Origin of the sequence: Brevibacterium sp. (genome assembly GCF_022712115.1) — a bacterium.
Taxonomy (GTDB): domain Bacteria; phylum Actinomycetota; class Actinomycetes; order Actinomycetales; family Brevibacteriaceae; genus Brevibacterium; species Brevibacterium salitolerans.
In genome coordinates, this window is the sequence record NZ_JALAHB010000262.1 from 1 (window position 1) to 14,109 (window position 14,109).

Here is a 14,109-nt window from a genome sequence, read left to right on the forward strand (position 1 = left end):
GCGCTGCCGTTCACACGCCGCGTGTCGGCACAGCCGCCCGCACCTCCGGATCCGCACACCTGCGCCCGCACAGCGTGGGGCCGAGTCCGCGCACCGCACAGAGGGAAAGCCGGCCCACACCTCATACCGGCGTTCCCACCCACCTATGAGTGGGTGGGAACGCCCGTTTCCGGGGCCCTCCCGAAGGCCACACCGCATAGCGTCCCAGCCGCCCACGCATATGTGGGCAGCTGCGTCCGTTTCCGGGCCCCGCCGGATGACACCACCCACCCCACGCCGCGAACGCACAGCCGGGTCCACCCCGCAGACGCGCCCTCCTTCGCGTCCGCGCCGCGTGATAGATGTGGGATATGAGCGCAGTCACACCCGCCTCCGCATCCACACCCTCCTCCGCGGCCTCCGCGGCCTCCGCGCCGGATGCGGCCGTGTCAGCTTCCCCGGCCGCATCCGGCGCACGGTCCGCAGGCCACCTCCTCGTCCGCCAGCTCGAGGAGCAGGGGGTGGAACGGGTCTACTGCGTCCCCGGCGAGTCCTACCTCGACGTGCTCGACGGCCTCTACGACTCCCCCGTCCGCACCGTGGTGTGCCGCCAGGAGGGTGGCGCCGGCTGGATGGCGCTGGCCGAGGCCCGCCTCACCGGCCGCCCCGGCGTCGCCATGGTCACCCGCGGACCGGGGGCGGCCAATGCCATGATCGCCGTGCACACGGCGTATCAGGACAAGACTCCGCTGGTGCTGTTCTCCGGCCTCATCCCCACGGAGCAGCGCGGCCGGGAGGCGTTCCAGGAGTTCGACATCGCCGCGTGGTTCGGCTCCACCGCCAAGAAGGTGCTCATCGTCGACGACCCGGACTCCACGGCCCGCATCGTCGCGGACGCCTTCCACACCGCCGCGTCCGGACGCCCCGGACCGGTGGTGGTGGGCCTGCCGGAGGAGCGCCTGCTGGAGCTGACGACCTCTCCCGTGGTGGCACCTCGCCCGGTGTCCGCACCCGCACCGCAGGGCATCGCCGAGGTCGAGGCCGCCATCGCCGCGGCAGCTCGCCCCGCGGTGGTGGTGGGCGGCGAGGGCTGGACCGCGGAGGCCGGCGAGGCACTGGCGGCATGGGCCGAGGTCCGCGGCGTGGGCATCATCGCAGACTTCCGCGCACACGACATCGTCGACCACCGCAGCCCGGCGTTCCTGGGACCGCTGGGCTACTCGAGCTTCGCCGGGACGCGCGAAGCCTTCGACGCCGCGGATCTCCAGCTCTACCTGGGCGGCGTCCGCTCCGATGTGATGAGCGCTTCGTATTCGATCGGCACGGAGCCGCGGACGACCATCGTGGTGGGACCGGATCCGGATGCCCACGGGCACTTCGGACCGCTCGACACGCTCATCACCGCAGACGTGAACTCCTTCGTCGCAGCGCTGGCGGAGAACGAACAGAACCGGCCGGCGGCTGCACAGGCGGAAGAGCCGGCCGCAGCGGAATCCGCGTGGTATGCGCCCTTCCGCGTCCGCTACGCGGAGTGGCGGACCACGGTGGTCGGCGGCGAGCGCAGCGAGGAGTACCTCGACCGGGACCGCGCCTATCGTGAGGCGGCAACCGTGCTGCCGGAGGCCTTCACGCTCGCCTACGGCGCGGGCAACTACTCGGCGTGGGCCCTGCGGTACTGGCCACTGCAGGCCGGCTCCCGCGTGCTGGCACCCAAGAACGGCGCGATGGGCATGGGCACACCGGCCGCGGTTGCGGCGGCGCTGGCCAGGCCGGAAGCACCCGTCATCGCACTGGCGGGGGACGGCTGCTTCATGATGAACGGCCAGGAGTTCGCCACGGCGGTGCACGAGGGCGCGAACATCACGGTGATCGTCGACGACAACTCCGTCTACGGCACCATCGTGGGCCACCAGGAGCGGGAGTACCCGGGCCGGCCGTCCGGGACGAGCATGACGAACCCGGACTTCGCGGCCTACGCGCGGGCGTGCGGCGGGCGCGGATACACCGTGGAGCGGACGGAGGACTTCGCCCCCACCCTCGCAGAGGCCCTCGCCCACGAGGGTCCGGCGCTGCTGCACATCCGGACGGATCCCACGGTGCGCCTGCCGCGGACGTGAGCGCTCGGAGGTGGAGGAGCCCGCAGGTGGGAGGACGTACGCCTCCGACCGCCCTGCATGCAGCTTCACACCCCTTACGCACTCTGCCACCCACCTATAGGTGGGTGGCAGCACGCGTTTCCGGGGTGGGTTGCTGTGGGAGGCGGAGACACCGCGCCACCGCTGAGCCGCGTCTACCGGCGCTGAACCGCAGCAGCGCCGCGCCTCCCCGCGCCCTAGAGTGAGCGCATGATGCTCGACCTCATCCTCGACAACGCACGGATCCGCACCATCGACGACTCCAAGCCGGCGGCCCGGACCCTCGGGGTGTGGAACGGCCGCATCGTGGGCTTCGACGCGGACGTCCGCAGCCTCAACGCCCGCCGGCGCATCAACCTCGACGGCGCCGCGGTGCTGCCCGGCTTCAACGACGTCCACTGCCACACCGCCTGGTACGGTCTCACCCTCGCGAGCGTGGACTGCACCGCCCTGCCCGGCGGCCTGCCGGAGGTGTACGCGAAGCTCGAGGCGGCCTCGGCGGCGGTGCCTGCCGGGGAATGGGTCAGCGCGACCGGCTACGGGCACCGCGACTACGGCGGCGCCTACCCGGACCTCGCCGTCCTCGACAGGATCACGGGCGGGCGGCCGCTGTTCCTGCGCCAGCAGTCCGGGCACTCCGCCATCGTCAACACCGCGGCGATGCGCCTGGCGGGCATCCTGGAACCGGGCTTCACGGATCCCGCAGGCGGCAGAGTGGTCCGCGATGCGGCAGGGAACCCCACCGGGCTCGTCGAGGAGACGGCGCAGGAGCTGGTGCAGGACCTCATCCGCCCCTACTCGCTCGAAACGCTGGTGCACGCGCTGGACCTCGCCACCGCGCAGTACGCGCGGGAGGGGATCACGAGCTTCGGGGAGTGCGGCATCTTCGCCGGCTGGATCGGCCACTCCCCCATCGAGCTCCACGCCTACCAGCTGGCCCGCGAACGAGGGCTGCTCCGCGCCCGGGCCCAGCTCATGCCGATGGCCACAGGGCTCCACGGAATCAGCGCGCACGAGGCGGACGACTACGGGATCGGCCTGGACACCGGCATGCGCACCGGGTTCGGCGACGAATGGCTGAGTCTGGGCCCGGTGAAGATCTTCATGGACGGTGCCCTCAGCGGTGAGACCGCGGCGCTGCGCGAGAACTACGCCGGCCGCGACACCGCCGGATACCTGCAGGACGACGCCGAGGCCCTCCGCCGCCTCACCCTCGACGCCTACCGCTCCGGCTGGTCGGTGGCCGTGCACGCGATCGGCGACCTCGCGGTGGACCACGCCGTCGCCACCATCGTCGAGGCGATCGACACCTACGGCCCTCGCGCCCACCCCAACCGGATCGAGCACGCCGCGGTGGTCCATGACGAGCATCTGCCCACCCTCGCGGAGTACGGCATCGCGGTGACGCCGCAGGCGGCGTTCGCCAGGGACATCGGCGACGGCATGAACCGCTCGCTGGGGCCGGAGCGCCGCAGGCTGCTCTACCGCGCGCGCTCGTTCGCGGACGCCGGCGTGATGATGCCGGGATCCTCGGACCGCCCCTGCGCGGACGGTGCCGTGCTGCGCGGGATCCAGGCCTACGTGGACCGGGCGACCGGCACCGGTGGCATCATGGGCGCGGCAGAGGAATGCCTCTCACCGGAGCAGGCGGTGGCCGCGTACACCCGGATCGCCGCCGAGGCCTCGGGCCACTCGTCCTTCAAGGGCACCCTCACGGGCGGGAAGGTCGCGGACCTCGTCGTCCTGGCGGACGATCCCGTCACGGCGGACCCCGCGCGCATCAGGGACATCGACGTGCTCGCGACGATGGCCGGCGGGGAGTTCACGCACTGGGCGCTGTGAGGGGTGCGGCCTCGCCCGCCTGCGCAGGCACGTTTCGCACCTTTCAACCGTATGCGCATGTGTGCTCGTGCGCACACCGTTGAAAGGTGCGAAACGAAGGGGCGTGCTTGCCCGCAGTCCGCCGCTGCCCTCAGTCGGCCGGCGCAGTCCCGGAGCCGGCCTCCGCCTCGGGCCGCTTCTCCTTCACCAGCAGACCCGCGACGAACGGGAACACCAGCACCGTGAGCGCACCGCCGGTGACCATGACGGAGGCGGTGGTCGCACTGATGAGACCCGAGGACGCAGCGATCTGCGTGACCGCGACGATGAGCGGCAGCCCGGTGGCGGAATAGAGGCCCAGTGCGATCTGCTCCCGCGGATCCGTGAGCCCGGAGCCGGTGGGCGTGAACCTCTCCCGTGCGCACACCACGAGGCCGCGCACCACCGCGATGACGCACACGAAGCCCAGCAGCATGGGCCACTCGCTCAGCACGGCGCCCAGGTCGATGCCCATTCCGCTGGTGACGAAGAAGACCGGGATGAGGAAGCTGAACCCCACGATCTCGACCTTGTGCGCGATCTCCTGGCCGTGGTCCGGCGCCACCGCGCGGAAGGCGACGTTGAGCAGGAGACCTGCGGCGAATGCGCCCAGTGCCACGTCGAGGTCGAGCACCGCGGTCAGCAGCATGAGCGTGATGAGGATGAACACCGTGAGGCGCAGCGTCGTCTGCATCGTGGTGTTGGACGCCGCCGCCACGGCCCGGCCCAGCAGCGGAATGCGCCGGAGGATCCTCGCCGGGGTCACCACCGTGATGACCGCGGCCGCCATGAACAGCAGCAGCACGAGTGCTGCCTGCCAGGTGCCGTGGCTGGAGAGCAGCAGGGACATCGCGAGGATGGGCAGGAGCTCGCCGTAGGCACCGTGGACCATGGCGGCCGCACCCAGCGGGCGGCTCATGAGCCCGGAGTCCTTGAGGATGGGCAGCAGCGTGCCCAGCGCCGTGGAGGTCGAGGCGATGCCCAGGACGATCGCGACCTGCACCTCGCCCTGCGTGAGCAGGAGGCCGGCCGCCGTTCCGAGCACCGCGCAGATCACCCACGTGAGAGCCGCATGCCGTCCCTGCCTCCCGCGCATGTCTGCGGGGCTCACCTCGAAGCCCGCGAGCAGGAACAGGAAGCCCATGCCCAGCTCACGCAGGAACTCCACGGCCTCCGTGGGCGCCGCCAGCCCCAGGGCGTGCGGACCGATCAGCACGCCGAACGCCAGCAGCCATACGACGTCCGGCACATGGCGCCGCACCACGAGCGCGCAGACCGGGGCCAGCGCCGCCGCGAGCAGGATCCACCAGACGGAGAGCAGGTTGTCGACGAGGAGATGGCCTTCAGGCATGAGAAGAAGGCTACCGCTCAGTTCGAGGCCGCTGCGCCTCCGGCGACGCTCGCCGCCACTGCCGCGCCGATCGCCGCCTGGATGCCTGCGATCGCAGAGGCCACGGCCTTCCCACCTGCCGAGGCCTCGACCGGCAGCGCCTCCGTGAGTTCGTCGATCCGCTTGTGCGCCTGGCCGCGCCGCATCCCGGCGGCCTCGAGCTCCGCCTTGAGGACGTGCGGAGCCGCGCCGAGGCTCTTGAGGACACTGAGGATGAGCGCATCCGCCGCTGCCGGGCGGGCGCCCTGCAGCGCAGCGAGCAGCCGGGCGCGGGTGTCCGCCTCCGGCCGAGCGTCCAGGGTGGGGTGCTTCTCCGGCACGAGACCGAGCATCCGCTTCCCGACCACGCCGACGATGCCGCGCTCCGTCAGTCCGTCGACGATCGCCTGCCGAGGGTTGAACCAGCCGGCCACGACGACTGTGCTCACGGCGGTGGGCTTCCTGTCCGCGAGCGCCTCGATGCCGAACGCCAGCGGCGGCGACTGCTCCCGCAGCGCTGCGGTCGAGGCGGGGTCGGCCTCAGCAGCGAGGCTCACCTTGGTGCCGCCCCAGCGGCCGGGCTCCACCGTGAGGCACTGGGCCAGGGTGAGGTCTGCGAGCAGACCGGCGGCCAGGCCGTAGTCCCGGTAGGAGACCCACGGCTCGGTGCCGCCCTCGTCCGTGGTCAGCAGCAGGAACAGGTCTTCGCAGATGAGCATCGTCGACTCGCCTCCCTCGTGGCCGCGCGGGCACGGCCGGTCTCCACCCAGTGTGCCAGCCGGGGAGTGAGGCGGCGGCTGTACGCTCGCTCCGTACGGCACATCGCCCGAGGCCCTGCCGAAGCAGAACGCCGTGTGATCAGTTCCCCCAGCCATTTCGCGAGAAACGGCGGGGGGGACTGATAACACGGCGAAGAGCAGCGCGGCGAGACCGCGGCTCAGCCCGCAGAGATCCGCGGCTCAGGCCTCGGTGAGCACCTTCTCGTACACGTCGAGGCCCGCGTTCAGCTCCTCGGCGGTGATGTTGAGCGGCGGCACGATGTGGAGGCGGTTGAAGTTCACGAACGGGAGGATGCCGCCTGCCTTGAGCTTGCCCACCACCTCGTTCATCTCCGCGGAGGCGCCGCCGTAGGGCGCCAGCTCCTCGCGGGTCTCCTTGTCCCTGACGAGATCGATCGCCCAGAACATGCCCGCACCGCGCACCTCGCCCACGATGGACGACTTCTCCGCGAGTGCGCGCAGACGCGGGCCGACGACCGTCTCGCCCAGGTGCGCGGCGTTCTCCACCATGCCCTCGTCCTCCATCGCGTTGATGGTCGCCACGGCGGAGGCGCAGGCCAGCGGATGGCCGGAGTAGGTGAGACCGCCGGGGTAGGAGACATCGGCGAAGGTGTCGTAGATGTCGTCGCTGATGGCGACACCGCCCAGCGGGATGTAGCCGGAGTTCACACCCTTGGCGAAGGTCACGAGGTCCGGGACGACGTCGAAGTGCTCGAAGGAGAACCACTTGCCGGAGCGGCCGAACCCGGCCATGACCTCGTCCGCGATGTAGACGATGCCGAACTCGTCCGCGAGCGCACGCACGCCCTGCATGTACTCCTTGGGCGGGATCATGATGCCGGCGGTGCCGGGGATGGACTCGAGGATGATCGCAGCGATGGTCTCCGGCCCCTCAAGCTCAATGGTGCGGCGGAGGTGCTTGAGGGCGCGCTCGGTCTCCTCGGCCTCGGTGGTCGCGTGGAACTCCGAGCGGTACAGGAACGGACCGAAGAAGTGGACCACCCCGGCGTCGCCGGCGTCGTTGCGGAAGCGGCGCGGATCGCCGGTGATGTTGATCGCCTGCTCCGTGCCGCCGTGATAGCTGCGGTACCGGGAGAGCACCTTGCGGCGGCCGGTGTGCAGCCGCGCCATGCGCACGGCGTGCTCCACCGCGTCAGCGCCGCCGTTCGTGAAGAAGATGTGGTTGAGGTTCTCCGGCAGACGTTCGGAGATGAGGCGGGCCGCCTCGGAGCGCTTGTCATTGGCGTGGGCCGGGTTGATGGTGCACAGCACGTCGGCCTGGTCCTTGATGGCCTGGACGACCTTGGGGTGCTGGTGGCCGATGTTCGTGTTCACGAGCTGCGAGGAGAAGTCGAGGAACGGCCTGCCCTCGCCGTCGTAGACGTAGGAGCCCTCCGCCCGGGAGATCACCATGGGCGTGATCTGCTTCTGCGCGGACCACGAATGGAAGACGTGCGCCCGGTCCAGGTCGTAGGCGCGCTGCGCATCCGCGCGCAGCTGCTCGAGCTCGTCCTCGTTGAATTCCAGCACTGGGGTTCCCTCCTCCTGCTCCCGGTCCGCGCTCCCGGTGAGCGCTCACGTGCGGCACACCCGCCGACCGGAGACTGCGATCACAATACGCGTCCACAATAGGGGGCCGGATGCCCGCTCAGCACCTCGTCTCCACGTGGCGGGACGGTGCGCCGGCGGCCTCCGGAGGCGGGCCCTGAGAGCACCTGCATCTGCCGGGAGCGCCGGGGCTGCAAAATGGACCGGGCCGCCTCCAGGCCGGGGCTGTTAAGAGGGCCGGGGCCGCCCCCAGGCCATGCCTGCCGATAAGCCATGCCTGCAGATAGGCTCGGGGGATGGCTGAGACGCAGGAGTACCGGACGCTGCGGGGTGCTGCGGAGGCGGAGATCGAGATCAAGCACTCCCGCTTCCTCGGGCTCGTCGCGCCCGTGACCTCCGAGGAGGAGGCGCGCACGCTCATCGCTCAGCGCCGGTCCGCGCACCCCAAGGCGCGCCACCACTGCACGGCCTTCGTCCTCGATCCGGACGCGAGGACGCGGAGGTTCAGCGACGACGGCGAACCTGCGGGCACGGCGGGCGCACCCATCCTCGACGTGCTCACCGGCAGAGACCTCACCTATGTGCTGTGCGTCGTCACGCGGTACTTCGGGGGAACCCTGCTGGGCGCCGGCGGGCTGGTCCGTGCATACGGAGAGGCGGCCTCGGCAGCGGCGGACGCGGCGCGGATCGACACCTTCGCGGAGCGCACTCCCCTCACCCTCACAGCCGACTACGCGCTGGCCGCGGCCCTGGAACGCGCCGCTCGGTCCGCAGGCTGGAGCACGGAGGCGGAATACGGGGCCGAGGTCGCCCTCACCCTGTTCGTCCCGCCGGCAGAGCTGGACTCTGGCCTGCGCACCCTCGCGGATCTCAGCGCCGGATCCGCCGAGGCCACGGCGGGTGAGAACGTCTGGGCGCGGGTCTGAGCAGACGCGACCCGGAGCAGGGTGCCGTCCCGTCCTCGGTGGCGAGGGCCGAGGCGGTCTCCGGCGGCTCCTCTCCCACAGGTGAAGGAAACGCGGCGATCCCGTGATCGCCCTGAGACCCGAGCGTCAGCTGGGTCACGGTCGCGGACGTCGTCGCTGATCAGGGAGGAGGGCCTGCCGACGGCTGTCAGGGTCCATTCAGCCTGCCGTCCGGCCGGTCAGGTTACCCCCACCGGCATGAGGGACACTCGTCGGATCAGACACTTGGAGGACCATTGACTTCGCATCAGGACGATCTGCCCCGTGCCTGGGATCCCTCGCGGCGCGAAGGCGCGAGCCGTGATCGTGACCTGTATGAGGCCGTTTCCACGCAGGCCGGGTCGGGCGGCTCTGCCGTTGAGGCCGCGCCGCTGCCCTCGCAGACGCTGCCTCTCATCACCGAGGAGCTCATGGCGGCGCAGGAGACGGGTGCGATAGGGGCGCAGCGCGGCACCGCTGCCGCCGTCCCCGCTGCGGCATCGGCTCCCGCCGGGGATTCGGGCCCCGCCACGGAATCAGACTTCGGAGGCGGAGCGGCCGCTGCCGGAGGGCCCGCGTCCGCCGGAGGCCGCGCAGTGCCCGATCCCGCAGGTGTGGAGAACGCCGGAGCCGAGGCGGGTGCTGAGAGGGACGAGGCGGGGAAGAAGGAGAAGAAGGACGGCGGCATATCGGTCACGCAGCTGCTCGCCGGTGCGGGTGCGGCCGCCACGTCCTCGGTCATCGGCGGTCAGCTGGGCGTGGCCGGAACGGTGGCGGGCGCAAGCGTGGCGAGCATCGTCACCGCCCTCGCCGTGACGCTCTACAGCAAGAGCCTCGACAAGGGCAAGGAGAAGATCAAGGAGGTCGGCACCAAACTGGTGCAGACGGAGCCGGGAGCCTCCGACCGCGGTGCCGGACGCAAGGGCGCGGTGCGTCGCTTCCCCAGCACTGGCGCCGGTGCGCTGGGAGTGCATGACGGCCGCCCGGAGGGGCCTGCCCAGGGCCGGAGCGACGGTGAGGACACAGCCGAAGGAGACAGCCCGGCCGCCGGAGAGACCGAAACCGCCCAGACCGGCAGCGGCCCGCAGACCTGGATGCAGAAGCTGCGGCGCAGGCGGGTCCTGTACCCGGTGGCGATCGGCGCCGTGGTGTTCGGCGTCGGACTGGGCGCGGTGGTGATCGCCGAATCCTTCACCGATGCCGACATCTCGCCCGGCACCTCGCAGATCTCCAGGTCCGTGTCCGGCGGCTCGGCGGATGCGGACGACGGCTCCGGGGACGGCGCAGGCAGCCGCAGCGACTCCGGGACCGGCACCGGAACCCGGAACGGCGGCACGGACCAGGGCGGCGCTGACAGCGGGACCGGGACCGGCAACGGATCCGGAGGGGACACGGACACCGGTGAGTCGGGCGCGGGGCAGGGAAGCGGTTCCGAGGGCTCGACCGGAGAGGACGGCGGAACCAGCGGTTCCGAAGGGGATTCCGAGGGCTCGGGCAGCGGTTCGGGGACCTCGAGTGGTTCCGGCGGGACCGGCGGTGGCTCGGGCGAGTCCGGGTCCGGTTCGGGCAGCTCCGGCTCGGGTTCGGCCGGGTCGGGTTCCGGGTCCGGCTCCAGCGGTTCCGGGACGGGGGACTCCGTGTCGCAGGGCGAGGCGAACGGTTCGAGTGGAGCGGATTCCGGCAGCTCGCGCACGGCGGCACACGGGGCTGGCGGAAGCGGTTCCGCCCCAGGGGCCTCGGCGTAGGGCCGCGGGATCGCACACGGGCGACACGCACCGCACGGCGCTTACCCGGCCCCGGCGTGCTCCCGCTCTCGCGTGGCCCGTGGCCCCACCGGCTCTCTGCGCGTGGGGGCTGGGCGCAACGGCGATGCGAAAGTGCCCCGCTCTTCGTGAGAAGAGCGGGGCACTTTCGTTTGGCGACCCTGAAGGGACTTGAACCCTCGACCTCCGCCGTGACAGGGCGGCGCGCTAACCAACTGCGCCACAGGGCCTTGCTTGCACGGCCAGGATGCGAACATCCACCGTGCGGCACACGAGACCCCCGGAGAACCGGGGGAACTGTGCAGTGGCTCCGACCGGCGTCGATCCGGTGACCTTTCGATTTTCAGTCGAACGCTCTACCAACTGAGCTACAGAGCCGTATTCAATTTGGACCGAATATGCCGGCCGGAGAGCAGAAGGAGTCTCCTCGCGGAAACCCCTCCCACTGCTCTGCGACCCTGACGGGACTCGAACCCGCGACCTCCGCCGTGACAGGGCGGCGCGCTAACCAACTGCGCCACAGGGCCATATTCTCTTGTGTGCGGGCACGAGCACCCATCGTACACGTACCCCCAACGGGATTCGAACCCGTGTCGCCGCCGTGAAAGGGCGGTGTCCTAGGCCTCTAGACGATGGGGGCCCAGCAGTCACCGTGCCTGCTCGGCTCGCGACCTCCGTAAGCTTACCCTCTCGGATGACCCCAGCGCAAAGCCGCAGCGCACCGATCGCGCGTGACTCTGCTCACCCGCCCTCCGGCGTCACTCACCGGCCCTCCCCGCGTCACGGAGGGTGCCGCGGGGTCCTCCTCCGGCATCACGGCTCGGCCTGCCGAGCACCTTCACTAGACTCCTCCCATGGACCTCAGCGAGATCAGCGACGAGCTGTTCGACCGCCTCGTCGACGAAGCGCTCGAGGACGTCCCGCCGGGCGTGCTCAGGCACGCGGACAACGTGGCGTTCTTCGTCCAGGACGATCCCCCGCCGGAGACGCCGGAGCTGCTGGGCGTCTACGACGGGGTCCCCCTCACGGAACGGGACTCCGGCTTGTTCAGCTTCGTCCCGCCGGACACCATCACCCTCTACAAGCACCCTCTCATCCGCTTCTCCGAGGACGCAGACCATCTGCGTGAGGAGATCCTCGTGACGATCGTCCACGAGATCGCCCACCACCACGGCATAGAGGAGGACCGGCTCCACGAGCTGGGGTGGGGCTGAGACCCGCTCGCGCACACCACCGGACTGCTGCGCCGGCACACCGCTCACCGCAACACCCACTGTCGGGAGCCGAGGGAAAACCCCTGGTCCGAGGCCCGTCATGACGCTGATTTCGCTCACGGTCCGAGAATCTCGTATCGTGACGGCATCATGTCCCGTCAAACCAAAGTCGCTGCAGCGACTCCGGCAATCCGAGTGCTCAGCCTCGCCGGCGTCGAGTTCTCCGTACACGAGTTCGACCACGATCCCGCCGCCCGCCGCTACGGCAGTGAGGCATGCGAGAAGCTCGGCGTCGAACCTTCGCGAGTCCTGAAGACGCTCCACATCCTCGTCGACTCCACGCCGGTGAATGCGCTGGTGCCCGTCTCCGGCCAGCTCGATCTCAAGGCACTCGCCTCCGCAGCCGGCGGCAAGAAGGCCGTCCTCGCGGGCATCGCCGAGGCCGAACGCCGCACCGGCTACGTCACCGGCGGCATCAGCCCCATGGGACAGCGCGCCTCCCTCCCCCTCTTCATCGACGAGTCCGCCGTCGCCCATTCGACCGTACTGGTCTCAGCCGGCAGGCGCGGTCTCGAACTCGAGCTCCGCCCCACGGACCTCGTGATGATCACCAACGCCACCGTCGCACGGATCGCCAACCTCGACTGACTCCGGCGGGCGGGGACAGCCCTCCGCTCACCTGCCGCGGCCCCCCGCCCCACGTGCAGCGCAGACGCACGCGGGAGCGGCCCGGGCACGATCACGAACCGGTGTCATCGCCGTCTCACCTCGGTCACGCCCGTGGAACACTTTCGTCATCGACGGGAACAGAACGACCGAAGGCAGGACGCACCCGTGTTCCCGGGCTACCGTCGGAAGGACCGCGGATCGCACGGGATGCCCGGCCGGCACCGGTGTCGGCGACGACTTCGCACCCGCCAGGACGATCCGCTGCCCGGAAAGGCAGAACGATGAGAACCCTGAAGAGCACAGTCCTCGCCGTCGCGGTCGCTCTCACCTTCACCGGCTACGGCGCCGCAGCCGCATCGGCGGCACCCGCTCCCGCGGAGACGACCTCGGCCACGGAGGAGACGGCTCCGCCCGCAGACGGGACCGAGGACACGGCGACCCCCACGAACGACGCCGGGAACCCGCCCGACGAGAGCGCAGAACCCACGGAGGAGAGCACGGAGGAGGCGACGGAGGACAGCACGGAAGAGGCCGCAGAACCGGCGCTTACCGTCTCACCCACGACGCTCACCGACATCGAGTTCCTCGAGGACGGCGTAACCGCCGAGGCCACGGGGCTCGACCCGGACACGGCATACACCGTCCAGGTCACGGCCGACGGCGGATACAGCGTCCGGCCGGAGAGCCTGCACTCCGATGCGGACGGCCGAGCAGCCGCCCAGCTCCACCCTGCGACCACCGAGGTGGCGATCCCCGGCACGCACACCGTGGAGGTACGCGACGCCTCCGGCGCACTGGTGGCCGCGGCAGACCTCACCCTCACGGAGGAGGCTCCCGCCGAACCCCGCGTCCAGACCGATCGGGACACGATCAGCGTCTCGGAGCTCGAGGCGGACGGCCTGGGCTTCTCCGGCACAGGGTTCGAACCACATCAGGAGGTCGTCGCCACCGCCGCCTACACGACCTCCGGCACCCTCTACCTCGAGGAGCTCACCGCTGACGCGAACGGCGTGCTCACGGGCTCCGTCCGTCCGGACGGGGTGGAACCGGAGCCCGGCGAGGTCGAGCTCTCCGTCCTGGAGAGCGGGGAGGGCCCCAGCGTGCTCGCCCGCACCGCGTTCACGATCACGGGCGACGATCCCACCGGCGAGCCGGAGACCGAACCGAGCCTCACGGTGGATCCGACGACGATCAGCGCCGAGAGGTTCGTGGACGCGGAGAACGGCGGGGTGACCCTCGCGGTCAGCGACTGCGCACCCGGTGACCTCGCGACCTTCACGGTCACCGCCGCGGAGGACTCGGACGTCGTCGCATACGAGGACACCCGGGAGCTCGACGAGGACGGTGCGGGCGCCGTCCTCATCTACGGTCTCGACACGTCGCGGCCGGACCTGTACACCGGCGCCTACGACGTGACCGTGCGCTGCCCCGGCTTCGCAACGCTCACCGGCGGCTTCGAGGTGACCGGCGCACAGGACGGCGGCGGATCCGAGGCCGGCGGCAGCTCGATGCCCCGCACGGGAGCGGAGCTCACCGGACTCGCGCTCGGCGCCGGACTGCTGGCCCTGGGCGGCGCGACGCTCATGATGAGCGCAGGGCTGGGACGGAACCGCCGCACCCGGTGATCCGGTGATCCGGTGATCCGGTGATCCGGTGATCCGGTGATCCGGTGATCCGGTGATCCGGTGATCCGGTGAGGACGGTACCGGAGCACGGCGCCCCGGCGCAGGAGGCTCCATCGGCTCCCGTTCCGACGGGGCTCGGTGGAGTTCCTGCGCGTCCGGTCCCGTTTCCCGCACCGGCAGAACCGCGGCACTGCGGCTCATCGCGTCTCCGCCTCCTGCGAGAA

The 14,109-nt window shown here is 70.8% G+C and carries 10 protein-coding genes and 4 tRNA genes; 7 read left to right on the forward strand and 7 right to left on the reverse strand.

Annotated elements, in window-relative coordinates; genetic code table 11:
• Positions 1–350 precede the first annotated feature (350 nt).
• Entirely contained in the window at positions 351–2,096 is a 1,746-nt protein-coding gene (locus Q0A33_RS15565) for a thiamine pyrophosphate-dependent enzyme (protein WP_291798950.1), read from the forward strand.
• A 228-nt stretch (positions 2,097–2,324) separates the two neighbouring features.
• Positions 2,325–3,956, forward strand: a complete 1,632-nt coding sequence (locus Q0A33_RS15570; RefSeq protein ID WP_291798953.1) for an amidohydrolase — start codon at positions 2,325–2,327, stop codon at positions 3,954–3,956.
• Between the two features lie 130 nt (positions 3,957–4,086).
• Here Q0A33_RS15570 and Q0A33_RS15575 read toward each other — a convergent pair whose 3' ends face one another.
• The 3 genes from Q0A33_RS15575 to Q0A33_RS15585 all read right to left on the reverse strand — a co-directional run bounded on the left by Q0A33_RS15575 (position 4,087) and on the right by Q0A33_RS15585 (position 7,652).
• Positions 4,087–5,325 (reverse strand): cation:proton antiporter, encoded by a 1,239-nt coding sequence (locus Q0A33_RS15575; protein WP_291798956.1) that lies wholly within the window; start codon positions 5,323–5,325, stop codon positions 4,087–4,089.
• A gap of 17 nt (positions 5,326–5,342) precedes the next feature.
• Positions 5,343–6,062, reverse strand: coding sequence for a GPP34 family phosphoprotein (locus Q0A33_RS15580; RefSeq protein ID WP_291798959.1), 720 nt, complete (start codon positions 6,060–6,062; stop codon positions 5,343–5,345).
• Between the two features lie 240 nt (positions 6,063–6,302).
• Positions 6,303–7,652: an aspartate aminotransferase family protein gene (locus Q0A33_RS15585; RefSeq protein ID WP_291798961.1), complete on the reverse strand. Its 1,350-nt coding sequence runs from the start codon at positions 7,650–7,652 to the stop codon at positions 6,303–6,305.
• 314 nt (positions 7,653–7,966) lie between these two features.
• On the opposite strand from Q0A33_RS15585, the gene Q0A33_RS15590 reads away from it, so the two are divergent.
• Both Q0A33_RS15590 and Q0A33_RS15595 read left to right on the forward strand, forming a co-directional pair.
• Positions 7,967–8,596 (forward strand): YigZ family protein, encoded by a 630-nt coding sequence (locus tag Q0A33_RS15590; protein WP_291798964.1) that lies wholly within the window; start codon positions 7,967–7,969, stop codon positions 8,594–8,596.
• Positions 8,597–8,871: 275 nt separating this feature from the next.
• Positions 8,872–10,359, forward strand: a complete 1,488-nt coding sequence (locus tag Q0A33_RS15595) for a hypothetical protein (protein WP_291798966.1) — start codon at positions 8,872–8,874, stop codon at positions 10,357–10,359.
• A 171-nt stretch (positions 10,360–10,530) separates the two neighbouring features.
• Here the strand turns inward: Q0A33_RS15595 and Q0A33_RS15600 are convergent.
• The 4 genes from Q0A33_RS15600 to Q0A33_RS15615 form a co-directional block, all read right to left on the reverse strand.
• Positions 10,531–10,607 (reverse strand) — tRNA-Asp (locus Q0A33_RS15600).
• Positions 10,608–10,682: 75 nt separating this feature from the next.
• A tRNA-Phe gene (locus Q0A33_RS15605) sits at positions 10,683–10,755 on the reverse strand.
• A gap of 75 nt (positions 10,756–10,830) precedes the next feature.
• A tRNA-Asp gene (locus Q0A33_RS15610) sits at positions 10,831–10,904 on the reverse strand.
• Positions 10,905–10,944: 40 nt separating this feature from the next.
• Positions 10,945–11,017 (reverse strand) — tRNA-Glu (locus tag Q0A33_RS15615).
• Between the two features lie 214 nt (positions 11,018–11,231).
• On the opposite strand from Q0A33_RS15615, the gene Q0A33_RS15620 reads away from it, so the two are divergent.
• The 3 genes from Q0A33_RS15620 to Q0A33_RS15630 all read left to right on the forward strand — a co-directional run bounded on the left by Q0A33_RS15620 (position 11,232) and on the right by Q0A33_RS15630 (position 13,885).
• The gene (locus tag Q0A33_RS15620; RefSeq protein WP_291798968.1) at positions 11,232–11,591 is read left to right on the forward strand and encodes a metallopeptidase family protein; all 360 of its coding nucleotides are present in this window, start codon (positions 11,232–11,234) and stop codon (positions 11,589–11,591) included.
• A 150-nt stretch (positions 11,592–11,741) separates the two neighbouring features.
• Entirely contained in the window at positions 11,742–12,239 is a 498-nt protein-coding gene (ybaK, locus tag Q0A33_RS15625; protein WP_291798970.1) for a Cys-tRNA(Pro) deacylase, read from the forward strand.
• Positions 12,240–12,541: 302 nt separating this feature from the next.
• Positions 12,542–13,885, forward strand: a complete 1,344-nt coding sequence (locus Q0A33_RS15630) for a hypothetical protein (RefSeq protein ID WP_291798972.1) — start codon at positions 12,542–12,544, stop codon at positions 13,883–13,885.
• The last annotated feature ends 224 nt before the right edge of the window (positions 13,886–14,109 follow it).